The sequence below is a fragment of the Paenisporosarcina sp. P4_D4 genome (assembly GCF_056401835.1).
Genome location: NZ_JBFUIO010000003.1, coordinates 1 through 23,028, shown reverse-complemented (window position 1 = coordinate 23,028; position 23,028 = coordinate 1). Strand labels below are relative to the sequence as shown.

General features: G+C 40.5%; 20 protein-coding genes. All 20 read left to right on the top strand.

Annotated elements, in window-relative coordinates:
- Nucleotides 1-2,514: a translation initiation factor IF-2 gene (infB, locus tag AC1DSL_RS01915; RefSeq protein ID WP_016427598.1), complete on the top strand. Its 2,514-nt coding sequence runs from the start codon at nucleotides 1-3 to the stop codon at nucleotides 2,512-2,514.
- On the top strand, nucleotides 2,511-2,789 hold the full coding sequence (locus tag AC1DSL_RS01910; protein ID WP_016427597.1) for a DUF503 domain-containing protein: 279 nt from the start codon (nucleotides 2,511-2,513) through the stop codon (nucleotides 2,787-2,789). Before infB ends, AC1DSL_RS01910 begins: the two co-directional genes overlap by 4 nt.
- A 22-nt stretch (nucleotides 2,790-2,811) precedes the next feature.
- Nucleotides 2,812-3,168: a 30S ribosome-binding factor RbfA gene (gene rbfA, locus AC1DSL_RS01905; RefSeq protein ID WP_016427596.1), complete on the top strand. Its 357-nt coding sequence runs from the start codon at nucleotides 2,812-2,814 to the stop codon at nucleotides 3,166-3,168.
- A gap of 66 nt (nucleotides 3,169-3,234) precedes the next feature.
- Complete coding sequence (truB, locus tag AC1DSL_RS01900) at nucleotides 3,235-4,161, top strand: tRNA pseudouridine(55) synthase TruB (RefSeq protein ID WP_016427595.1); 927 nt, start codon at nucleotides 3,235-3,237, stop codon at nucleotides 4,159-4,161.
- Nucleotides 4,158-5,108 (top strand): riboflavin biosynthesis protein RibF, encoded by a 951-nt coding sequence (ribF, locus tag AC1DSL_RS01895; RefSeq protein WP_477531000.1) that lies wholly within the window; start codon nucleotides 4,158-4,160, stop codon nucleotides 5,106-5,108. The genes truB and ribF overlap by 4 nt, the downstream gene beginning before the upstream one ends.
- Nucleotides 5,109-5,242: 134 nt before the next feature.
- The gene (gene rpsO, locus AC1DSL_RS01890) at nucleotides 5,243-5,512 is read left to right on the top strand and encodes a 30S ribosomal protein S15 (protein ID WP_016427593.1); all 270 of its coding nucleotides are present in this window, start codon (nucleotides 5,243-5,245) and stop codon (nucleotides 5,510-5,512) included.
- 186 nt (nucleotides 5,513-5,698) lie between these two features.
- Nucleotides 5,699-7,816, top strand: coding sequence for a polyribonucleotide nucleotidyltransferase (gene pnp, locus AC1DSL_RS01885; RefSeq protein WP_477530999.1), 2,118 nt, complete (start codon nucleotides 5,699-5,701; stop codon nucleotides 7,814-7,816).
- Between the two features lie 177 nt (nucleotides 7,817-7,993).
- The gene (locus tag AC1DSL_RS01880) at nucleotides 7,994-9,220 is read left to right on the top strand and encodes a M16 family metallopeptidase (RefSeq protein ID WP_016427591.1); all 1,227 of its coding nucleotides are present in this window, start codon (nucleotides 7,994-7,996) and stop codon (nucleotides 9,218-9,220) included.
- Between the two features lie 439 nt (nucleotides 9,221-9,659).
- On the top strand, nucleotides 9,660-9,929 hold the full coding sequence (locus tag AC1DSL_RS01875) for a YlmC/YmxH family sporulation protein (protein WP_477530998.1): 270 nt from the start codon (nucleotides 9,660-9,662) through the stop codon (nucleotides 9,927-9,929).
- A complete protein-coding gene (locus tag AC1DSL_RS01870) occupies nucleotides 9,926-10,726 on the top strand; it encodes a hypothetical protein (RefSeq protein ID WP_477530997.1) in 801 nt (266 codons plus the stop codon). The genes AC1DSL_RS01875 and AC1DSL_RS01870 overlap by 4 nt, the downstream gene beginning before the upstream one ends.
- Nucleotides 10,727-10,737: 11 nt before the next feature.
- Entirely contained in the window at nucleotides 10,738-11,331 is a 594-nt protein-coding gene (locus AC1DSL_RS01865) for a dipicolinate synthase subunit B (protein WP_016427587.1), read from the top strand.
- A gap of 78 nt (nucleotides 11,332-11,409) precedes the next feature.
- Complete coding sequence (locus AC1DSL_RS01860; protein ID WP_477530996.1) at nucleotides 11,410-12,450, top strand: aspartate-semialdehyde dehydrogenase; 1,041 nt, start codon at nucleotides 11,410-11,412, stop codon at nucleotides 12,448-12,450.
- Between the two features lie 14 nt (nucleotides 12,451-12,464).
- Nucleotides 12,465-13,358 (top strand): 4-hydroxy-tetrahydrodipicolinate synthase, encoded by an 894-nt coding sequence (dapA, locus tag AC1DSL_RS01855; protein ID WP_342541802.1) that lies wholly within the window; start codon nucleotides 12,465-12,467, stop codon nucleotides 13,356-13,358.
- Nucleotides 13,359-13,469: 111 nt separating this feature from the next.
- Nucleotides 13,470-15,137, top strand: coding sequence for a ribonuclease J (locus AC1DSL_RS01850; protein WP_477530995.1), 1,668 nt, complete (start codon nucleotides 13,470-13,472; stop codon nucleotides 15,135-15,137).
- Between the two features lie 172 nt (nucleotides 15,138-15,309).
- Nucleotides 15,310-17,613: an FtsK/SpoIIIE family DNA translocase gene (locus AC1DSL_RS01845; protein ID WP_477530994.1), complete on the top strand. Its 2,304-nt coding sequence runs from the start codon at nucleotides 15,310-15,312 to the stop codon at nucleotides 17,611-17,613.
- 167 nt (nucleotides 17,614-17,780) lie between these two features.
- The gene (locus AC1DSL_RS01840) at nucleotides 17,781-18,509 is read left to right on the top strand and encodes a GntR family transcriptional regulator (protein ID WP_477530993.1); all 729 of its coding nucleotides are present in this window, start codon (nucleotides 17,781-17,783) and stop codon (nucleotides 18,507-18,509) included.
- A gap of 51 nt (nucleotides 18,510-18,560) precedes the next feature.
- Nucleotides 18,561-19,628 carry a BMP family lipoprotein gene (locus tag AC1DSL_RS01835; RefSeq protein ID WP_477530992.1) on the top strand — a complete coding sequence of 356 codons (1,068 nt, stop codon included), beginning with the start codon at nucleotides 18,561-18,563 and terminating at the stop codon, nucleotides 19,626-19,628.
- 156 nt (nucleotides 19,629-19,784) lie between these two features.
- The gene (locus tag AC1DSL_RS01830) at nucleotides 19,785-21,341 is read left to right on the top strand and encodes an ABC transporter ATP-binding protein (RefSeq protein ID WP_016427580.1); all 1,557 of its coding nucleotides are present in this window, start codon (nucleotides 19,785-19,787) and stop codon (nucleotides 21,339-21,341) included.
- Nucleotides 21,334-22,380 (top strand): ABC transporter permease, encoded by a 1,047-nt coding sequence (locus AC1DSL_RS01825; protein ID WP_016427579.1) that lies wholly within the window; start codon nucleotides 21,334-21,336, stop codon nucleotides 22,378-22,380. Before AC1DSL_RS01830 ends, AC1DSL_RS01825 begins: the two co-directional genes overlap by 8 nt.
- Nucleotide 22,381: 1 nt before the next feature.
- On the top strand, nucleotides 22,382-23,028 hold a 647-nt coding region (locus AC1DSL_RS01820; RefSeq protein ID WP_477530991.1), incomplete at its 3' end, for an ABC transporter permease.

The following is a 23,028-nucleotide window of genomic DNA, read 5'->3' as shown; positions in this document are numbered from 1 at the left end:
ATGACCAAATTACGCGTCCATGAATATGCAAAGCAAATAAATAAAACGAGTAAAGAAGTTATTGAGCAATTAAGTAAGTTGAACGTACAAGTGACGAATCATATGTCGACATTAGAAGGCGACGCAGTTTCGAAGTTGGACTCTGTCTACAAGAAACCGTCTGCTCCTGCTCATAAAACTGCACCACAAAGCAACAATCGTCCACAGGGTTCAGGTTCTCAAAACAGCCGTCCCCAAAGTTCTGGTTATCAAGGAAATCGCCCACAGGGTTCAGGTTCACAAGGCAGCCGTCCACAGGGTTCAGGTTCTCAAGGCAACCGTCCACAAAGTGACCGTCCTCAAGGCAATCGTCCACAAGGGTCTGGTTCACAAGGCAGCCGCCCACAAGGTAGTGGATATCAAGGAAATCGTCCACAAGGGGATCGTCCAGCTGGAAGTGGTTATCAAGGAAATAAACCAAGTACACCAGCTAAACCATCATCTGGTCAAAGCCGTGGGATGACGAATACACCTTCTCGTGACAAGCAAAAACCTGCAGCAACTGCTACAGGGGACAGCCGTAAACAAGATCAAGGTGCACAATCAAAAGAAAAGAAAGTCTTCGGACAAAACCGTCCTGCAGGTTCAGGATTTGGTGGACGTCCAGGTGGCGGCGGAAATCACCGTCCAGGCACTGGTAATCGCGCTGGAAGAAACAAAGGGAAACAAAACCGTCAACCTGTTGCTCCTCCAGTACCAAGAAAAGAAAAAGAATTACCTGAAAAAATCACATTCTATGAATCATTGACAGTGGCTGAACTGGCAAAAAAATTAGGCAGAGAGCCATCTGAAATTATCAAAAAATTATTCTTGCTTGGCGTGATGGCAACAATCAACCAAGAATTGGATAAAGATGCAATTGAATTGATCTGTACCGATTATGGTGTTGAAGTAGAAGAAGAAATCCGCGTTGATATTTCGGATTTAGAAGGCTATTTCGAAGGTGAAGCAGAAGAACAAGGCGTTCAAAAAGAACGTCCACCAGTTGTAACAATTATGGGTCACGTTGACCATGGTAAAACAACACTTCTAGATTCTATCCGTAATACAAAAGTGACAGCTGGCGAAGCTGGCGGGATTACACAACATATTGGTGCATACCAAGTTGTTGAAAACGGCAAGAAAATCACTTTCCTGGATACTCCTGGTCACGCGGCTTTCACAACAATGCGTGCTCGTGGTGCCAAAGTAACTGATATTACCATTTTAGTAGTTGCAGCAGATGACGGTGTAATGCCTCAAACGATTGAAGCAATCAATCATGCCAAGGCTGCTGAAGTGCCAATTATCGTTGCTGTGAATAAAATGGATAAACCATCTGCTAATCCTGAACGTGTAATGCAAGAATTGACTGAACATGGTTTAGTATCTGAAGAATGGGGCGGCGATACAATTTTCGCACCAATCTCAGCACTAAAAGGTGAGGGAATTGACAACTTACTTGAAATGGTTTTATTAGTTTCAGAAGTTGCAGAACTAAAAGCGGATTCTAAGCGTCGTGCAATTGGAACAGTAATTGAAGCTCAACTTGATAAAGGTCGCGGTTCAGTTGCTACACTTCTAGTGCAAGATGGAACGCTTAAAGTTGGAGACCCAATCGTAGTCGGTCATACTTTCGGTCGCGTACGTGCAATGGTCAATGATTTAGGTCGTCGTGTGAAAGAAGCAGGTCCAAGTACACCTGTTGAAATTACAGGATTGAATGATGTGCCTCAAGCTGGTGACCGTTTTGTAGTATTCGAAGATGAGAAAACAGCACGTCAAGTAGGGGAATCACGTGCATCCACTGCGCTTCAAGCTCAACGCTCTGAAAAAACACGTGTGACGCTTGATAACTTATTTGACCAAATGAAACAAGGTGAAATGAAAGAATTAAATCTGATTGTGAAAGCAGACGTACAAGGATCTGTTGAAGCAATGGCCGCATCTCTGATGAAGCTTGACGTTGAAGGCGTTAATGTTCGCATCATCCATACTGGTGCTGGTGCAATTACTGAATCAGATATTTCACTAGCTGCAGCTTCCAATGCAATTGTTATTGGTTTCAACGTACGACCTGATACCAATGCAAAACGTGCAGCTGAGGCTGAAGGCGTAGACATTCGTCTGCACCGTGTAATTTATAAAGTAATTGAGGAAATTGAAGCGGCAATGACTGGCTTACTTGATCCTGAATTCCAAGAAAAAATTATCGGTCAGGCTGAAGTTCGTGAAACGTTCAAAGTTACGAAAATCGGTACGATTGCCGGAAGTTATGTAACAGAAGGTAAAATCAGCCGAGATAGTGGCGTTCGTGTCATTCGTGACAGCATCGTTGTATTTGAAGGTGAGTTAGAGTCACTAAAACGCTTCAAAGATGATGTAAAAGAAGTCGCTCGTGGGTATGAATGTGGGATCACTGTGAAAAACTACAATGATGTTAAAGAAGGCGACATTATTGAAGCATTCGTAATGGAAGAAATTAAACGCAAATGATTGCCTACGCGGAATGCGAGTTCATCATTCCGACGTCGCACTCGTTAAAAGAGAAGCGCGCTGTTCTACAGCGCATGCTTACTCGAACGAAGCAAAAGTTTAACGTATCTATTTCTGAAGTAGATCATCAAGATAAATGGCAAAGAACGCGTATTGCGATTGTTTGTGTAGCTTCATCAATTGATGCAAGCGACCGTGAGTTGACCCACGCCATACATTACTTGGAGTCAAATCCAGAATGGGAACGAACGGAAACCATCCGTGAACATTTATAGATAGAACAGAGGTGAAGCCATCATGGCGAATCGCTCAAATCGAGTAGCAGAACAAATGAAGAAAGAATTAGGCGAAATTATTGCTCGTAGACTTAAAGATCCCCGCATTGGGTTTGTCACTGTAACTGATGTAGAAGTTACTGGTGATTTACAACAAGCGACGGTCTATATTACTGTTCTAGGTGACGATAGAAAACGTCAAGAAACATTAAAAGGTTTAGCTAAAGCTAAAGGATTTATCCGTACTGAAATTGGCCAACGAATTCGATTACGTAAGACACCTGAACTTATGTTTGAATTTGACGAGTCATCTGCTTACGGAAACAAAATTGACACTTTACTTAAACAGATTAATGATACAACTGAAGAAACTGAGTAACAAAAAGAAGTCTGCTTTTTATAAGCAGGCTTTTTCTAAATTACATAATTAAAGGAGTGGGAACGAATGCAAAACGGCATTCTTCCGCTATGGAAAGAACAAGGGATGACGTCACACGATTGCGTCTTTAAGTTACGAAAAATTTTAAAAATGAAACGCATCGGTCATACAGGAACTCTCGATCCAAGTGTGGAAGGAGTCTTGCCCATTTGTTTAGGGGAATCAACCAAAGTAGCGGAGTATCTTACAAATGCAGGGAAAATATACGAAGCAGAAGTGACAATTGGTACTGCAACAACCACAGAGGACGCAGACGGTGAAGTGGTAGAGGCGGATGAATCCAACAAGCATTTCTCACGACAGCAAATCCTTGATTCTTTACTTTCCTTGACTGGTACGATTGAGCAAACGCCACCGATGTACTCGGCAGTAAAAGTGAATGGAAAGAAACTATATGAATATGCTAGAGCCGGCCAATCCGTTGAACGACCTAGCAGACAAGTAAAGATTTATGAACTATCTCTGCTTAGTGAAGAGGATATTTTTTCTGGAGAACTTGTTACCTTCAATATTCGTGTATCATGCAGCAAAGGTACGTATATACGAACACTGGCTGTACAAATCGGTGAAAAACTAGGCTATCCAGCACATATGTCAAAACTAGTTCGCACGGCTTCTGGTACATTCACCGCTGAAGATTGTCTGACGCTGAATCAAGTACAGGAACTGGTCGAAAACAACATATTGACTGAGAAATTGTATGACTTGGATTATGCACTTCAAGATATGCCGAAATTTGAAGTACCACCGTTTTTGATGAAATCGGTTCAGAATGGTCAGGTATTGGATGCCATTGATGCACTGAAGAATCATGACCGTATTGTCTTTACCGTGGAGGAAAAGGCTGTTGCTGTTTATGTCAACCATCCGACCAAAGAAGGCAAGATGAAACCAGAAAAAATGTTTAATCGATTAGGAGGAGATACAGAATGAACATTGTGCACTTATCATATCCACATCACCTCAATGATTCAGTAATATCTGGTCCTTTTTCTTTAGCGATTGGCTTTTTTGATGGCGTTCATTTAGGTCACCGAGAAGTGATTGGACATGCTCAGAAAATCGCAACTGAACGGGGACTTAAATTAGCGGTCATGACGTTCGACCCGCATCCTTCCATTGTTCTAGGTAAGCGTAATGAGAAAGTATTTTATATAACGCCCTTGGATCAAAAAATGGAATTGCTTGAATCCATGGGGGTCGATACAGCATTCGTTGTTCGTTTCACTTCAGATTTCGCTCAGCTGACTCCAGAAAAATTCGTTCAAACGTTCATTCGTCAATTGCATGTAAAACACGTCACCGCAGGTTTTGATTTCACATTCGGTGCATTCGGAAAAGGTGATATGAATGTGATGACTCAATTGGCGAATGATGATTTTGACGTTTCGGTTGTGGAGAAAAAATCGGATGAACAGGAAAAAATCAGTTCCACACGAATTCGCCAAGCCTTGACCGAGGGAGATATGGAAAAAGTCCATGAATTACTCGGCAGACCATTCCAAATTCCGGGTGTCGTTGTTCATGGGGATAAACGAGGTCGTACAATCGGTTTTCCAACAGCGAATATACAGGCAAAAGAAGGGTCGTACATTCCAGCAACGGGTGTTTACGCCGTGCGCATGTTCATTCAAGACGAATGGGTGGATGGCGTTTGTAATGTAGGATATAAACCGACTTTTAAAAATCCGGATGAAAAAAAATTAACGATTGAAGTTCATTTGTTTAATTTTGATAAGAACATCTATGGAGAAGAAGTATCCTTGGATTGGTATCATCATATCCGGGATGAACGCAAATTTGATGGAATTGACTCCTTGAAACAACAAATTGAAAAGGATAAACAAACGGCCATTTCGTTTTTTCAAGAGTTGAAGTAACAGTTGCATATCCATCTAAACTGTGCTACTATTTTTAAGTGCATAGAGATATGCTTAACCGTTGCTTGGCAAGGCGATTCACCAACGCTTGCTCGGTAATTGGGGATATTATGAGAGTATTGGAGGTGAACCGGATGGCAATTACACAAGAACGTAAAAATGAACTTATCGCTGAGTATCGTACTCATGAAAGCGACACTGGTTCTGCAGACATTCAAATCGCTGTGTTAACAGAAGAGATTAATAACTTGAACGAGCATTTACGTACACACAAGAAAGATCACCACTCACGTCGTGGCCTATTCAAAATGGTAGGACGTCGTCGTAACTTGTTAAAATACTTACGTGAAAACGAAGTATCACGTTACCGTGACTTGATCGCTAAACTTGGTTTACGTCGATAAGATGCATTTTAGTGAAAGCGGGATTCGTCCCGCTTTTTCTTTATGTTCAAAAAGATTTCTTTGTATAGAACCAACTCTCAATGACAATTTTATAATTTATCGCATGATAAACGCTTTTTTGATACACTACTAATGATACATACAACTAAATTTAATAGGATTTTTAGTACGAGAGGAGTTCATTCAATGACAGAAAAACAAATTTTTAATTTCGAATGGGCAGGTCGTCCATTGCAAGTAGAAGTAGGCAAATATGCAAAACAAGCTAACGGTGCTGTTATGGTCCGTTACGGAGATTCTACAGTTCTTTCAACAGCTACTGCTTCAAAACATCCTAAGCCATTAGATTTCTTCCCACTTACATGTAACTATGAAGAGCGTCTTTACGCAGCAGGGAAAATTCCAGGTGGTTTCATTAAACGTGAAGGACGCCCATCAGAAAACGCAGTATTGACGAGTCGTCTAATTGACCGTCCAATTCGTCCGTTATTCCCTGATGGATTCCGTAATGAAGTTCAAGTTATTTCAATCGTTATGTCTAAAGATCAAGATTGCACGACTGAAATGGCTGCGATGTTAGGATCTTCTTTAGCATTATCTGTTTCTGATATTCCTTTCGATGGCCCGATTGCAGGCGTACAAGTAGGATTGATTGATGGTCAATTTATCATTAACCCTAATCAAGCACAATTGGCAGTTAGTACAATTGATTTAATTGTTGCTGGTACAAAAGAGGCAATCAACATGGTTGAGGCAGGGGCACTTGAAGTTCCTGAGGAAGTAATGTTGGAAGCGATTATGTTCGGTCATGAAGAAATCAAAAAATTAATCGCGTTCCAAGAAGAAGTAGTTGCGGTTATGGGTAAAGAGAAAACGGACATCAAACTTTTCGAGCTTGATGCTGAACTTTCTGCCGAAATTAGTGAAATGTGCGAAACAAAATTAAACAGTGCCATTCAAGTGTATGAAAAACATGCTCGCGAATTAGCAATCACTGAAGTTAAAGAAGAAGTTGTAGCGATCTACGTTGAACGTGAAGCTGATGAAGCAACACTAAAACAAGTTCGCCAAATTTTAGATAAAATGGTGAAAGAAGAAGTTCGCCGTTTAATTACAGAAGATAAAGTTCGTCCTGATGGCCGTAAATTAGATGAGATCCGTCCATTATCATCTGAGACAGGGATTTTGCCTCGTACTCATGGTTCTGGATTGTTTACTCGTGGGCAAACACAAGCACTTAGTATTGCTACTTTAGGTGCATTAGGCGATGTTCAAATCATCGACGGTTTAGGAATCGAAGAATCGAAACGTTTCATGCATCATTATAATTTCCCACAATTCAGTGTTGGGGAAACAGGACCTATCCGTGGACCAGGTCGTCGCGAAATCGGTCATGGTGCTTTAGGTGAGCGTGCACTTGTTGCTGTTATTCCTGATGAAAAAGATTTCCCATACACAATTCGTTTAGTTTCTGAAGTATTGGAATCAAACGGTTCTACTTCTCAAGCAAGTATTTGTGCATCAACTCTTGCCATGATGGATGCGGGTGTTCCAATTAAAGCGCCAGTTGCAGGTATTGCTATGGGTCTTATCAAGCGCGGTGAGCATTATTCTGTTCTTTCGGATATTCAAGGAATGGAAGATCACTTAGGTGATATGGACTTCAAAGTAGCCGGTACTGCTAAAGGTGTTACGGCACTTCAAATGGATATTAAGATTGATGGCTTGTCTCGCAGCATTTTAGAAGAGGCATTGACACAAGCAAAAATCGGCCGTATGCATATTTTAGATAGCATGATGGCAACAATTTCTGAACCACGCACGAATTTGTCTCAATATGCTCCGAAAATTATCATGATTAAAATCAATCCTGATAAGATCCGTGACGTTATTGGACCGGGTGGTAAGCAAATCAACAAAATCATCGATGAAACTGGCGTGAAAATCGATACAGAGCAAGATGGTACGATTTACATTTCTTCAATTGACCAAGAAATGAATGCACGTGCAAAAGAAATCATTGAAAATATCGTGCGCGAAGCAGCTGTTGGTGAATACTATATGGCTAAAGTGAAACGTATTGAAAAATTCGGTGCATTCCTAGAAATCTTCCCTGGTAAAGATGGACTACTTCATATTTCAGAAATCCAGGAAGAACGTACGAAAGCAGTTGAAGATGTTTTAAAACTTGGTGATGAAATGTTCGTCAAAGTTATTGAAATTGATAACCAAGGTCGCGTGAACTTGTCTCGTAAAATTGTCGTAAAAGAAGAAAAAGAAGCGGCAGAAAAAGAGCAAGCATAATATAAGAAGAGCGATAACCTCACGTAATCCTGACAGGCGTTTGGAGCTTAGATATAGCTAAACTTGAAAAAAGAAAACAACTGAAAAAAAGTTTATTCTTTCTTAATAGTAAACAAAGAAAAAAGGTTGCCAATCAGTGTATGGCAACCTTTTTTCTAAAGTTTGGGGGCTTTTAGTGTGTTACAAAAAAGAACAAGTCAAAACGGTGTGCGTATTGTCTATGAACACATCCCACATGTCCGATCAGTTGCTGTCGGAGTATGGGTTGATGTTGGATCTAGACATGAAAAACCTGAAGAAAATGGCTTAACTCATTTTATCGAACATATGCTTTTTAAAGGAACTGCTACTCGGTCTGCTCGTCAGATTGCTGAAGAGTTCGATCGTATTGGTGGTCATGTCAATGCATTTACATCAAAAGAACAAACCTGCTATTATGCAAAAGTATTAGACCATCATGCGAAGCATGCCATTTCGGTATTGGCAGATATGTTTTTCCATTCTCAGTTTGATGAACAGGAATTAGAGAAAGAACGCCAAGTGGTATTGGAAGAAATACTGATGGTAGAAGATACACCTGATGATGATGTCCATGAACAATTATGGAATGTGATGTATCCGAACCAGACGCTAGGTGCATCGATTTTGGGTACTAAAGAATCACTCGAAACGTTCAACAAAGATTCCATCCATCAATTTATGGATCATCATTATCGACCTGAACATATTGTGATTTCTATCGCGGGGAATATTCCGGATGGCTTGATAGATTACACTGATTCCTTATTCGGCCAATTCAGATCAAGTACGGCAATGTCTGCTCGTCCATCGTTTGACACACCAGTTTTCCAACCGGGTGAATCACGTAAATCACGCGAAACGGAACAAGGGCATATTTGTCTTGGCTATCCTGGACTAAGCGTGAAAGATAAGCATATTTATGATCTTGTTGTATTGAATAATATTCTGGGTGGAAATATGTCTTCCCGTCTGTTCCAAGAAGTCCGTGAAGAAAAAGCGTTGGCCTACTCCATCTATTCGTATCATTCTTCATATGAAGATGCAGGATCCGTTGCTATTTATGGAGGCACTTCCAGCAATCAGTTGCAGAAACTCCAGGAAACCATTTATGAAACCATTCAAAAAGTGGTGGATGAAGGGGTTACCGATACAGAAGTGAACAATGCAAAAGAGCAATTAAAAGGAAATTTAATGCTCGGTTTAGAGAGCACGAACGCTCGAATGAATCGCAATGGGAAAAATGAATTAATTTTCAATGAACATAAAACGTATGATGAAGTATTGGAGTCGATTGATGAAGTGCATATCCATCAAGTACAGAAACTCGTAACGGATATTTTCACCATTCAACCAGCCATCTCAATCATTACACCAAAAGACTAATCCTTTGTAATTGTCTCAGACTGTAGACAAACTCTTATTTTTGAGTTTGTTTGCAGTCTTTTTAATTTGATTTAGATATGAAATATGTAGGGGATTTGCTAAAACCCTGCTCCTACAATGCTGCACTGCTTCGTAGGTGGTGCGTATCAAAAAACTGACATWCCAACAATTGTTGAGGGGTGGACGAAGTGACTTAGTCACAAGTCTACCTTCTTTGCTTTTAAGACCTTCCAGGGTAGGAGGCAGTTTAACATGGCCTTCTTTGTCTAGTTCCGAAGGCCAGACCGCACCTAAGCTTCAGGCCCTCTTTCGAAAGCAAGCTTTCGAATCGGCCCTTCCAGCGCCGGCGTCGGTCTAAATTGGCCTTCTTCACTTTTCGTGTGAACATGTGGTCTTTTTTTGCATATATTTAAGGAGATGAACATGGAGGAGGAGTCATATGTTGCTATCAGAATTGGCGGTAAAAGAATTAATCCAAGTTGAAGACGGCAAACGATTTGGATTGCTTGCTGATACTGAATTACTATTTGAGCCAACGAGTGGAAAAATCATTGGATTTCTCGTATTAAAAGAACAAGGCAATCGGCCATTTAAATCGAAACCAAGCAGTCAAAATGTCTACATTGCTTGGGAAGATATCGTCCTTATCGGTGAACATCGGATACTCTTCACTAAGACGTCTCATCTACATGCGGATCAATCCATATGACGAACCGAAAGTGGTGTGTCATAGGTACGGATCCTCGCATGGAAAAGCTTGCTACTTTGTTGAAAAACATTGACGAGCAAGTATTATATATCCCATCCAGAGCATGGAGTTATCAAGTGGAACGGGATTTGTTGTCTTTTCAACCAGAAATCATGGTCTTACCTATTCAGCCACTTGAAATTGTAACCGATACAATTGGAATGGAATTTTTTCAAAACGTAAAAAAATGTTTCATCGGAAAATTATCTCCAGAGTGGACACGCTTTTTTGAAGCAAGTGAACTGAATACCGTAGCCTACCTTGAAGATGAACAATTTATTTGGTTGAATGCAAAGTTAACGGCAGAAGGATTTATTGCTGCCTATTATCTAGAAGAACATGAAACCGTTGCAGGCAAACAATTTATGATATCCGGTTTCGGGCGAGTAGCAAAATTGTTGGCGACACAGCTTAAACGGATGGATGCACATCCACTGATAGTCGTACGCTCACCAGTTCAATTGGCTGAAGCTCAGGCGATGGGCTACGAAGTGAAAAAATTAGAAAAAGGAATTTCGTGTGATCAGGCAATATTCATCAACACAATTCCTGCAAAATGGTTAACAGAAGATTATCAATCGTTACTAAAAACCAGCAAACGGTTTTATGATATTGCTTCCGCTCCTGGCTGCTTAGAATTGGAGGGCGATTATGCTGAATGCTATCGCCTCTGTACTTCTTTGCCAGGGCAATTTTTGAAAGAAGATGCATCAAAAATATTGTTTAAATGTTTGACAGAATCAGCTAAAGATATCTAAGGAGGAACGGTGTGCTAACAGGTAAACGAATAGGTTTTGGTATAACAGCATCACATTGTACGTATGAAGAAGTGGTTCCGAAAATCACTATTTTGAGAGAACAGGGTGCAGTGGTTGTACCAGTCGTTTCACATTCCGTGCTAGTAGCTGCCACTCGCTTTGGCACAGGGGATGAATGGGTAAGAAAAATAGAGGATGCTGCTGGGGCAAAAGTAATTTCTACTATTGCCGATGCGGAACCACTCGGACCAAAAGCGCCACTTGATTGCATGGTCATTGCACCAATAACGGGCAATTCAATCAGTCGCTTAGCTAATGCAATAACGGATTCACCTGTTTTGATGGCTGCCAAAGCAACCATGCGAATCGGTCGACCTGTCGTCCTTGGCATTTCAACTAATGATGCACTTGGATTAAATGGCGTAAACGTCATGAGATTAATAAATGCCAAACACATTTACTTCATTCCATTCGGTCAGGATGATCCATATAAAAAACCAAACTCCCTCATCTCCGATTTCAATCAGATTCTACCAACGATTGTCAAAGCTCTAGAACATCAACAACTTCAACCCTTACTAATCCAACACGGGCAATCGGATTAATTTTCATGCACAATCACGCAAGTTTATGATACAATACCGTCATTATGACCAATTAGTTGGCTAGAGGGAGTGAGTGTCATGGCTAAAAGCTACACAGTAGCTGTTGTCGGTGCAACCGGTGCAGTTGGAGAGAAAATGATGGAACAACTCGTAAAACGAAATTTTCCGATTCAACATATAAAGTTCCTGGCTTCAAAACGTTCAGCCGGAAAAAACATTGAATTCAAAGGGAAATCTTATACGATTGAAGAAGCGACACCTGAGGCATTCGAGGGTGTTGATATTGCATTATTCAGCGCAGGAGGCTCAGTTTCGAAAGTCCTTGCGCCAGAAGCGGCTAAACGTGGGGCAGTCGTTATCGACAACACAAGTGCATTCCGAATGGATAAAGATATTCCACTCGTCGTGCCTGAAGTGAATCGTCAAGATCTTAAATTGCACAATGGCATCATAGCCAACCCAAACTGTTCGACGATTCAAATGGTTTGTGCATTGCAACCAATTAAAGAAGCGTTTGGTTTGAATAATGTGATCGTCTCCACGTATCAAGCTGTTTCAGGTGCTGGAGCTGTTGCAATTAATGAGCTCGAAGCCCAAAGTGCTACATTTGGGGAAACTAAAAATGCAGTGGCTCAAGTATTGCCAGTTAAAAGTGCTGAGACACATTATCCAATCGCGTTCAATGCTATTCCTCAAATTGATACATTTGATGATAATGGCTTTACGCTGGAAGAAATGAAAATGATTAATGAAACGAAGAAAATCATGCATGCTCCGGATTTATCGGTTGCAGCTACATGTGTACGTTTGCCAGTTGTATCTGGCCACTCTGAGTCTGTTTTTATTGAAGTCGATAAAGAGGGCGTAAGCGTTGCTGAAATAAGGTCCATTTTAGAAGCGGCAAAGGGAATTGAAGTACTTGATAATCCTGCGAAACAACATTATCCTATGCCTTTATTTGCAGAAGGTCAAGATGCAGTTTTCGTTGGTCGCATACGAAAAGATCTGTCAAATGACAAAGGGTTCCACATGTGGATTGTTGCAGATAATTTATTAAAAGGTGCAGCATTGAACTCAATCCAAATAGCTGAAGCAATGATTGAAGACGGAATTATTTAAAAGGGGAGATTCTAATGAATATCGGTCGCGTATCTACTGCGATGGTCACACCATTCTTACCAGATGGCTCCATACATTTTGAAATGGTCGCAAAACTTATCGAACATTTAATCGCAACTGGCACAGACTCGATTGTGGTCTGTGGAACAACGGGAGAATCTCCTACATTAACGAATCAAGAAAAAGCAGACTTAATCCGTTTTACTGTAGAATCAGTTAACAAACGAATCCCAGTCTATGCAGGTACTGGTAGCAATAGCACGAGAGCATCAATCGAACTGACCAAAATAGCTGAAGAAGCTGGAGTGGATGGCATTATGCTCGTTACTCCGTATTACAATAAGCCGGATCAACGAGGGATGTATGAGCATTTTAAAACGATCGCGAATGAAACGAAATTGCCTGTTCTTCTTTATAATATACCGGGTCGTTCAGTAGTTAATATGTTGCCAGAGACGGTTCTGGCATTAAGTAAGATTTCAAACATCCAAGCAATCAAAGAGGCTGGCGGGAATTTGGAGCAAATGTCTGATATTATTTCAGAATGCCAGGCAGATTTCGCAGTTTATAGTGGGGATGATGGATTAACATTGCCATTGCTTTCAATCGGAGGTGCAGGTGTAGTGTCTGTAGCTTCTCATATTGTAGGCGAAGATATGCAAAAGTTAATTCGTGCTTTTGAAGAAGGTAGACACACTGATGCAGCGGAAATACACCATGCGATGTTACCACTCATTCGTGCTCTATTTGCAAAACCGAATCCCGTGCCAGTGAAATATGCATTATCTAAACTGGGTTTAGATGTTGGATCAGTTCGACTTCCGCTTGTTGATATGACGAGTGATGAGAAGCAAGATTTCGATCAAGCTTGGGCGAAATATGAGGCAAAAAGAAAAAGTTTTAAATAAATTTTGAAAGGTCAGTGTTCAGCTGACCTTTTTTTGTTTGTACTGTTGTCATACGTCCCGTATAATGATTACTAGTGGATGTTGATCGGGTAATTTTTAGGAGGAAAGCAAGTGACTAAAACAATAAATGAAACCATCCGTATTATCCCCCTCGGTGGAGTTGGGGAAATCGGAAAAGCAATGTACGTAGTAGAAATAGATGAAGAAATCTTTGTCGTAGACAGTGGACTCATGTTCCCTGAAGACGAAATGCTTGGAATTGATATTGTCATTCCGGACGTAACATACTTAGAAGAAAATAAAGCGCGCGTAAAAGGAATCTTTTTAACACACGGACATGAAGATGCAATCGGCTCCATTTCCTATTTGTTGAACAAGATCCATGCACCAGTCTACGGGTCTCGTTTGACGATTGCCTTAGCAAAAGAGCATCTGAAAGAATTGCCGGCTGCACAGCCTGTAAAATTCTTTGAAGTGACTAACAAAAGTCGCATGAACTTCAAATCGACTCATGTTACATTTTTCCATACAACACATAGTATTCCCGATTCATTAGGGATTGTCTTCCATACATCTGAGGGCGCGATTGTGCATACGGGAGAATTTAAATTCGACCAATCTGCTAAAGGGAGCTACCGTCCAGACATCGCTAAAATGGCTGGTCTTGGTGAAGATGGAGTATTTATATTAATGTCTGATTCTACTGAAGCGGAGCGACCTGGCTACACAACTCCTGAATCGGTGATTGAAGAACAACTTTCGGAAACTTTCCACGGTGCAAAAGGCCGTATTCTCGTTTCCTTGTATTCTTCTAACTTCATTCGTATCCAACAAGTGTTTGACACAGCAATTGAGTCAAAACGCAAAGTAGCGGTAGTAGGTAAAACATTGGAAAACGTCTTTGATGTTGGGAAACGTCTCGAATACTTGAAAATTGATGAAGAAACATTAATTTCAATCAAAGAAATCGGCAATTATGCAGATGATGAAGTAGTTATTATCGTTTCGGGTAACCAAGGGGAACCTCTTGAAGCGCTTGAAAAAATGGTTAGAAAACATCATAAAGATGTGAAAATCAAAGATACAGACACAGTGTTAATTACATTCACTCCGTCACCAGGTATGGAAGTTGCGATGTTTAAAACAATGAATCACTTAGCAAAAACTGGTGCAAAAGTTTTAACTGCCAGTAAAAAAGTGCATGTTTCCGGACATGGCAGCCAAGAAGATTTAAAAATGATGCTGAACTTGATGAAACCTAAATTCTTTATCCCGATTCAAGGTGAATACCGCATGCTGATGGCTCACTCAAAACTTGCCCAGGCTACTGGTTTGGCCAAGTCACAAATCTTTATTGCAGATAAAGGGGATATTGTCGAATATAAAGCTGGTAAAATGCGTATGAGCGGCCGCGTTCAGGCAGGTAACGTGTTAATCGATGGTATTGGTATAGGAGACGTTGGGAACATTGTTCTACGTGACCGAAAACTTCTGTCACAAGACGGTATCTTTATTGTAGTCGTTACCTTAAACCGCGCACAAAAGAAAATTGCATCTGGTCCAGAAATCTTATCCCGTGGATTTGTCTACGTGCGTGAGTCTGAACAGCTTATGGATGAATCAGCTGAGTTAGTGAAGAAAATCGTTGAGAAATATGTCAGCAAAGAAACGTTCGAATGGACAAACATAAAACAAGAAATACGTGATACCTTAAATTCGTACTTATACCAAAAAACGAAAAGACGTCCGATGATCATCCCGATTATTATGGAATATTAAGGTGAAAAAACGGAAGGATTTCCTCGCTATTTGTAGCGGCAGGAAATCCTTTTTCTTTCACATAAAGATGAAAGCACTAAAGACGACCGAGCTTTGAACAGTGGAGTAGTCTTCATATGTATATCGCTTTAAATGCTTTTCACTAATTAACTGACCAAAGAAGGTGATCGAAGTGACAAGAAGAAAGAAAAAGGTTGTTAAAAAGAAAAAGCCCACTTCTATACATCCACTCATGTATGAAATTGCTGGCTTACTGATAATCGGACTCGGCATCATTACTTTTTTTGAATTAGGAGCTGTTGGCTTCATTTTTTCGTCAATCGCCAGGTTTCTCTTTGGAAATTGGCATTTTGCAGTCCCATTATTATGTATTGTCATTGCACTCATGATGATGATTAATCGAGCCGTACCAGGAATGAATAATCGAATTGTTTTAGGACTATTCAGTATCTTAGGCAGCTTGACACTTTTCAGCCACTTAGCATTATTTGAACAATTGTTTCAAGGTGGCGCACTTATAAGCGATTCTGTTCTTCGTGAAACATGGCGAATATTGATTGAAAGCGAAGGAATTGTTAACCGTGACCAATCGTTGGGGGGCGGGATATTGGGGGCATTTCTTTTTGCCACATTCCATGTCCTGTTTGATTCTGGCGGGGCGACTATTGCCGCATGGCTGCTAGTCATGATTGGCTTTATTCTGCTGTCTGGTAAAGCACTCGTTCCTTATTTAGCCAGCCAGGCACCGATTTGGAAAAAGAATTGGTCGGCCATGATGACACAAAAGAGAAAAACAAAAACTGCTGCTCCAAAAGTGCAACGAAGAAGTGACAAACGGAAAAAATCCGAGAGTTCGCCTCCAGTTGCACAAGATCTAGAAGTCGCTACAACCCTCAGAGAACCTGAACCCGTTCATACTTCGCCAATTATATCTGCCTTTTCCGAACGTGCAGAGAAAGTTGTTGAAATAAAGCCGGAGCCAGAAATAGAGAAAAATGAAGAATTAAATGAAAAAGTATTCGATTCCGTATCAGAAGCAGTGATGGAAAATAAAGATTACCAACTTCCTGCTGCTTCTCTTTTGAATGCACCACCACATAGTGACCAAAGCGGTGAATATTCAATCATTCAAGCCAATGCAAAAAAACTGGAGAAGACGTTTAACAGCTTTGGTGTCAAAGCTCGTGTGACGCAAGTGCATTTAGGTCCTGCAGTTACAAAATATGAAGTCTTGCCTGACACTGGTGTGAAAGTAAGTAAGATTGTCAGTCTCAGTGATGACCTGGCATTAGCTCTTGCAGCTCGGGATATCCGAATTGAGGCCCCGATTCCTGGAAAATCCGCAATCGGAATAGAAGTACCGAATCAGGAAGTAGCCATCGTAAGTTTACGTGAAGTGCTGGAAGCAAAAGAAAACAATAAACCAGATGCGAAATTGATGATCGGACTTGGTCGTGATATTACCGGACAAGCTGTTCTTGCGGAATTAAATAAAATGCCTCATCTACTTGTTGCCGGTTCGACCGGAAGCGGGAAAAGTGTATGTATTAACGGCATTATTGTTAGTATCATTATGCGTGCGAAACCTCACGAAGTGAAAATGATGATGATTGACCCGAAAATGGTCGAGTTGAATGTTTACAACGGAATTCCTCATTTGTTGGCACCTGTCGTAACAGATCCTCGAAAAGCATCTCAGGCACTTAAAAAAGTGGTGTCAGAAATGGAACGTCGATATGATCTGTTTTCTCATACAGGTACACGCAATATAGAAGGATATAACGATCACATTCGTAAGTGGAATGAAGAGAACGATGAAAAACATCCCCAGTTACCTTATATTGTTGTCATTGTAGATGAATTGGCAGATTTGATGATGGTCGCGTCAAATGACGTGGAAGATTCAATTACAAGACTTGCACAAATGGCTCGGGCGGCTGGGATACATTTAATTATTGCGACGCAACGTCCAAGTGTGGATGTTATTACAGGGGTAATTAAAGCGAATATCCCTTCACGAATTGCGTTTGCTGTTTCTTCTTCCATTGATTCCCGTACGATTTTGGACATGGGGGGAGCAGAGAAACTACTTGGCCGTGGAGATATGTTATTTTTAGCAGCCGGTGCATCGAAACCAGTCCGTGTACAGGGAGCTTTCTTATCGGATCAGGAAGTAGAAAAAGTAGTTGATTTTGCAATTGCTCAGCAAAAAGCACAATATCAAGAAGAAATGATTCCAACCGAAATTGAAGAAGTATCAGTGGATGAACAGACGGATGATTTATATGATGAAGCTGTGCAACTCGTTACGGATATGCAAACAGCATCGGTTTCTTTATTGCAACGAAGATTCCGAGTCGGCTATTCAAGAGCGGCACGAATTATCGATCAGATGGAAATGCGCGGAGTGATTGGACCTTATGAAGGTAGCAAGCCAAGACAAGTTCTTCAATCCAAGCAAGATGACATAACATAAGATCTTTTATATGACAAAAGCATTACAAAAAAATTAAGTTTTTTACGAAACTTTTCGTAAATACCCAAAAATCTATTTATTTACACAAATAAAAGTGGTATAGTATGTCTGATTAGTAGGAAAGTTTTACATCAGATGTCTGATCTCTGCTGTTGGTGGTGATATGTATGTCAATAAAAACAGATCATCGTCATTTGTATCTTCAAGTGATCGATCGTCTTAAAGACGATATTGCAAAAGGTGTATTCGAAGAGAAGGAGAAATTGCCTTCAGAATTTGAACTGGCCAAATCACTTGGAATCAGTCGTGCGACACTTCGTGAAGCACTTAGACTGTTGGAAGAAGAAAATGTTATCGTAAGACGTCATGGTGTAGGTACATTTGTTAATTCGAAACCAGTTTTCACTTCTGGTATCGAACATTTAACAAGTATCTCCTCTATGATACGGAAAGCGGGCATGGAACCAGGTACTATTTATTTGAGTTCTTTGGAAGCGCTTCCGTCTGAAGATGATATAAAACGCTTTCATTGCGAAATAGACGAATCAGTCATTACAATTGAACGTGTAAGGACAGCAAATGGTGAACCAGTTGTGTATTGTGTGGACAAAGTTCCCGCAAAGTATTTGCCTTCTGATTTTTTAAGTAGGCAAGAAGGATCGATTTTCACAGCAATTGAAGAATCCGGGGAAATCCGGGTAACTTATGCTGTTACTTTTATCGACCCAACAGGCTACCACGAAGTGGCATCTCCGATTTTAGAGTGTGAACCTGAAACGGCGTTACTAGTTCTGAAGCAATTACATTATAATGACAAAGATCAAGTAGTATTATATTCAAAAAACTATTTTAGAGCTGACAAATTCAGTTTCCATGTAGTCCGTAAAAGGGTGTAAAACATCAAACTTCCTGCTAATATGAAAAAACATTTTTTGGGGGGTCTCAAATTGACAAAGCGTAAATTTGGTTTAGCTTTATCGATGGTATTAGCTGCTAGTACAATTCTAGGAGCATGTGGTACTGACAAAGATAAGAATGAAGGTAACGGTTCTGCTGGAGAAAAAGAAGCAATTGATTTCTCAGTAGCAATGGTAACTGACGTTGGTGGAGTAGACGATAAATCATTCAACCAATCAGCTTGGGAAGGTTTAAAAGCATTTGGTGCAGACAATGGTCTTGAAAAAGGCGACGGTGGAATCGATTACTTACAATCACAATCGGACGCTGACTATAACACAAACTTAAATCTCTTAGTACGTCGTAACTTTGATTTAGTATTCGGAATTGGTTTCTTAATGGAAAAATCAGTAAATGAAATCGCAACTCAAAAACCTGATAATAATCTTGCTATTATTGATGCAGAAGTAGATCAACCAAATGTTGCTTCAGTATTATTCAAAGAGCAAGAAGGTTCTTACCTTGCAGGTGTTGCTGCAGCATTAATGACTAAATCGAAAAAAATCGGTTTCGTTGGTGGTATGGATATCCCTGTAATCGAACGTTTTGAAGCTGGATTCGTTGAAGGCGTAAAAGCTGTCGATCCAAGCATCGAAGTTGATGTTCAGTACACAGGTGCATTTGACAAAGCTGAACTTGGTAAAACAACTGCTAACCGCATGTATTCTTCAGGCGTAGATATTATTTTCCACGCTGCAGGTGGTACTGGTAACGGTGTATTCGCAGAAGCTAAAGAATTAAAAACTAAAGATCCAGATGCTTACGTTTGGGTAATTGGGGTTGACTCTGACCAATATGACGAAGGTGCTGTTGGCGACGATAACATAACATTAACTTCAATGTTAAAACGCGTTGACGTAGCTGTACAAAACATTTCTAAATTGGCTGCAGAAGGTAAATTCCCAGGTGGCGAAACAACAGTTTACGGTTTAGCTGAAGATGGCGTTGGCTTAGCGGATTCTCGTGGAGCAATTCCAGACGATGTTTTAGCTCAAATCGATGAGTATGCTAAGAAAATCGCTGATGGCGAAGTAACAGTTCCTGAAACTGTAGAGTAATTTAACACTTGAATAAGTCATCATAAAGACCGGATTTCCGGTCTTTATGATGTTTTTATTGCCCTTTATAAATTAATAGATGAAAGGTTTTATAGATAAAGCCTTTCCTGTGTTAATTTAATTTTCATTTAAAAAGTGCCTAAGGGAGTGAATATATTGGAACACGTTATTGAAATGCTGAATATCCGAAAAGAGTTCGGAAATTTCGTTGCAAATGACAACATTACCCTTCAACTTAAACAAGGCGAAATTCATGCCCTTCTCGGTGAGAATGGTGCAGGGAAATCGACGTTGATGAACGTACTCTTCGGCCTTTACCAGCCAGAGGGCGGAGAAATCCGTGTTCGTGGTCAAGAAGTTAAGATTACGGATCCAAATGTTGCGAATAACCTCGGAATCGGGATGGTTCACCAACATTTCATGTTAGTTGAAGATTTTTCTGTTACAGAAAACATCATTTTAGGTAGTGAGCCAACTAAGTTTGGTATGATTTCTGTGAAAACTGCTGCCAAAAAAGTACAAGAGCTGTCTGAACTTTATGGATTAGACGTCGACCCGTATGCAAAAATTGAAGACATTTCAGTTGGTATGCAACAACGTGTTGAGATTTTGAAAACATTGTATCGTGGCGCTGAAATATTAATTTTTGATGAACCGACTGCATCTCTGACTCCACAAGAAATTACGGAATTAATTCAGATTATGCGTCGCTTAATTGAAGAAGGAAAATCTATTATCTTAATTACTCATAAATTAAAAGAGATTATGGATGTTTCGGACCGTGTGACGGTTATTCGAAAAGGGCAAGGCATCGGTACAGTGGTGACTGCTGAGACAAACCCCAATGAACTTGCTTCCTTGATGGTTGGACGACAAGTGGAATTTAAAACAGTCAAAGGTCCTGCTAACCCTACGACAGATGTTCTGGACGTGAAAGATTTAGTGGTTACTGATTACCGGGGGATTGAAAAAGTAAGAGGCCTTAACCTAAATGTTCGTAAAGGTGAAATTGTCGGAATTGCCGGTATTGACGGAAATGGTCAATCGGAATTGATTGAAGCAATCACGGGTCTGCGTAAAGTGAAAAGCGGACAAGTTTTCATGAATGGTCAAGATATTACAGGTAAACGACCACGCAAGATTACGGAATCTGGTGTTGGTCATATTCCTCAAGATCGTCATAAACATGGTCTTGTCCTTGATTTCCCAATAGGTCATAACATTGCTTTACAAACGTATTATACAAGCCCAAATTCAAAAAATGGTTTTATGAATTATTCGACCATTTCGAAAAAAGCGAATGAAATCATTCAAAAATACGATGTACGTACTCAGGGAGATCATGAACCTGCACGTGCATTATCAGGTGGTAATCAACAAAAAGCCATCATCGGCCGTGAAATTGATAGGGATCCGGATTTACTGATTGCCGCTCTGCCTACCCGCGGATTGGACGTCGGTGCGATTGAATTTATTCATCAGCGTTTAATCGAACAACGCGATAAAGGAAAAGCTGTCTTGTTAATTTCATTTGAATTAGATGAAGTCATGAACGTATCTGATCGTATTGCGGTCATATATGATGGGCAAATCGTGGATACTTTGGATCCTCTTCAAACAAACGAACAAGAACTTGGATTGTTAATGGCGGGTCAATCGAAAAAAGGCGCTATGACAAATCAAGTGAAAGAGGAGGGCAGCTCCCATGTCTAATCGTTTAGTTAATATTCTTGTTCCTGTCATTTCCGTTATTCTGGGATTACTTGTAGGGGCAATTGTTATGTTAGTTAGTGGATACGATCCAGTCGCTGGCTATGCAGCATTATGGAACGGAATTTTTGGTGATGTTTATACGATGGGTGAAACCGTCCGACAAATTACACCATACATTCTTGCTGGTTTAGCGGTTGCATTTGCATTCCGTACAGGACTATTTAACATTGGTGTTGAAGGACAATTAATCGTTGGCTGGTTTGCAGCGGCGTATGTAGGAGTTGCCTTTGATTTTCCAAAATACATTCACTTGCCACTTGCGTTAATTGCTGCAGCTGGAGCGGGAGCATTATGGGGCTTCATTCCTGGACTTCTAAAAGCTCGCTTTAAAGTCCATGAAGTAATTGTCACAATCATGATGAACTATATAGCACTTCACACAACAAACGCATTAGTGAAAACGTTTTCTAATGGAGGAGACAATACGGGGGCAATTCACCCAACGGCGTCACTTCGTTCAGAATTCCTTGAAAACATGACAGATTTCTCACGTCTTCATTACGGAATTCTAATTGCACTTGCCATGGTTTTAGTAATGTGGTTAATTTTAGAGAAAACGACTCGCGGATTTGAATTGAAAGCAGTTGGTTTAAACCAAAATGCTTCAGAATATGCGGGAATGAACGTCAATAAAAATATCATTCTAGCAATGGTCATTTCTGGTGCCTTTGCTGGTCTAGGTGGAGCGATGGAAGCATTGGGTACGTTTGAATATGCTTCTGTTAAAGGCGGCTTTACAGGTATTGGTTTTGATGGTATTGCGGTTGCACTACTTGGTGCTAACACGCCACTTGGTGTTATTTTCGGGGCAGCATTATTTGGTTCATTAAAATATGGAGCTTTAAATATGCCAAATGAAGCGGGTATTCCTACCGAAATCGTATCTATTGTCATTGCGATTATCATTTTCTTCGTAGCTTCAGGCTACGTCATTCGATTATTTGTTGAACGCTTCAGCAAGAAAAAGGAGGCGAAGTAACATGAGTTTCTTGGAAGTATTATATTTTCTAGTCCCTGCAGCCATTGCTTATGCAGCGCCTCTAATTTTAACCGCTATCGGTGGGGTTTTCTCTGAGCGTTCTGGTGTAGTAAACATTGGATTGGAAGGACTCATGGTCATGGGTGCTTTCATTGGTATTCTATTTAACTTATCTTTCGTTCATATATTTGGACAAGGTACAGAGTGGATGGCTCTTCTTGCTGCTATGGTTGTCGCTTCATTATTTTCATTACTGCATGCCGTGGCTTCTGTATCATTCCGTGCGGATCAAGTCGTTTCTGGTGTAGCGATTAACTTATTGGCAGTGGCGCTTTGTTTGTTCCTAGTAAAAATGATTTACGGAAAAGGCCAAACAGACTTTGTTCAAGAGCGATTCTTGCGTGACGATATTCCGTTCTTAAAAGATATTCCAATTTTAGGCCCGATGTTTTTCCAGAACGTCTATTGGACTTCTGTTTTAGCAATTGGGATTGCTATTCTAGCATGGGTTGTCCTGTATTACACTCCATTCGGTCTGCGTCTTCGTGCTGTAGGTGAACATCCAATGGCCGCTGATACAATGGGAATAAATGTAACACGTATGCGTTATATTGCTGTCATGATTTCAGGTGGTTTAGCCGGTATCGG

Excerpts from the sequence above, each read along its gene's own strand:
- infB (WP_016427598.1), top strand. The coding sequence starts at position 1 with ATGACCAAATTACGCGTCCATGAATATGCAAAGCAAATAAATAAAACG.
- AC1DSL_RS01910 (WP_016427597.1), top strand. The coding sequence starts at position 2,511 with ATGATTGCCTACGCGGAATGCGAGTTCATCATTCCGACGTCGCACTCG.
- rbfA (WP_016427596.1), top strand. The coding sequence starts at position 2,812 with ATGGCGAATCGCTCAAATCGAGTAGCAGAACAAATGAAGAAAGAATTA.
- truB (WP_016427595.1), top strand. The coding sequence starts at position 3,235 with ATGCAAAACGGCATTCTTCCGCTATGGAAAGAACAAGGGATGACGTCA.
- ribF (WP_477531000.1), top strand. The coding sequence starts at position 4,158 with ATGAACATTGTGCACTTATCATATCCACATCACCTCAATGATTCAGTA.
- rpsO (WP_016427593.1), top strand. The coding sequence starts at position 5,243 with ATGGCAATTACACAAGAACGTAAAAATGAACTTATCGCTGAGTATCGT.
- pnp (WP_477530999.1), top strand. The coding sequence starts at position 5,699 with ATGACAGAAAAACAAATTTTTAATTTCGAATGGGCAGGTCGTCCATTG.
- AC1DSL_RS01875 (WP_477530998.1), top strand. The coding sequence starts at position 9,660 with ATGTTGCTATCAGAATTGGCGGTAAAAGAATTAATCCAAGTTGAAGAC.
- AC1DSL_RS01870 (WP_477530997.1), top strand. The coding sequence starts at position 9,926 with ATGACGAACCGAAAGTGGTGTGTCATAGGTACGGATCCTCGCATGGAA.
- AC1DSL_RS01860 (WP_477530996.1), top strand. The coding sequence starts at position 11,410 with ATGGCTAAAAGCTACACAGTAGCTGTTGTCGGTGCAACCGGTGCAGTT.
- dapA (WP_342541802.1), top strand. The coding sequence starts at position 12,465 with ATGAATATCGGTCGCGTATCTACTGCGATGGTCACACCATTCTTACCA.
- AC1DSL_RS01840 (WP_477530993.1), top strand. The coding sequence starts at position 17,781 with ATGTCAATAAAAACAGATCATCGTCATTTGTATCTTCAAGTGATCGAT.
- AC1DSL_RS01825 (WP_016427579.1), top strand. The coding sequence starts at position 21,334 with ATGTCTAATCGTTTAGTTAATATTCTTGTTCCTGTCATTTCCGTTATT.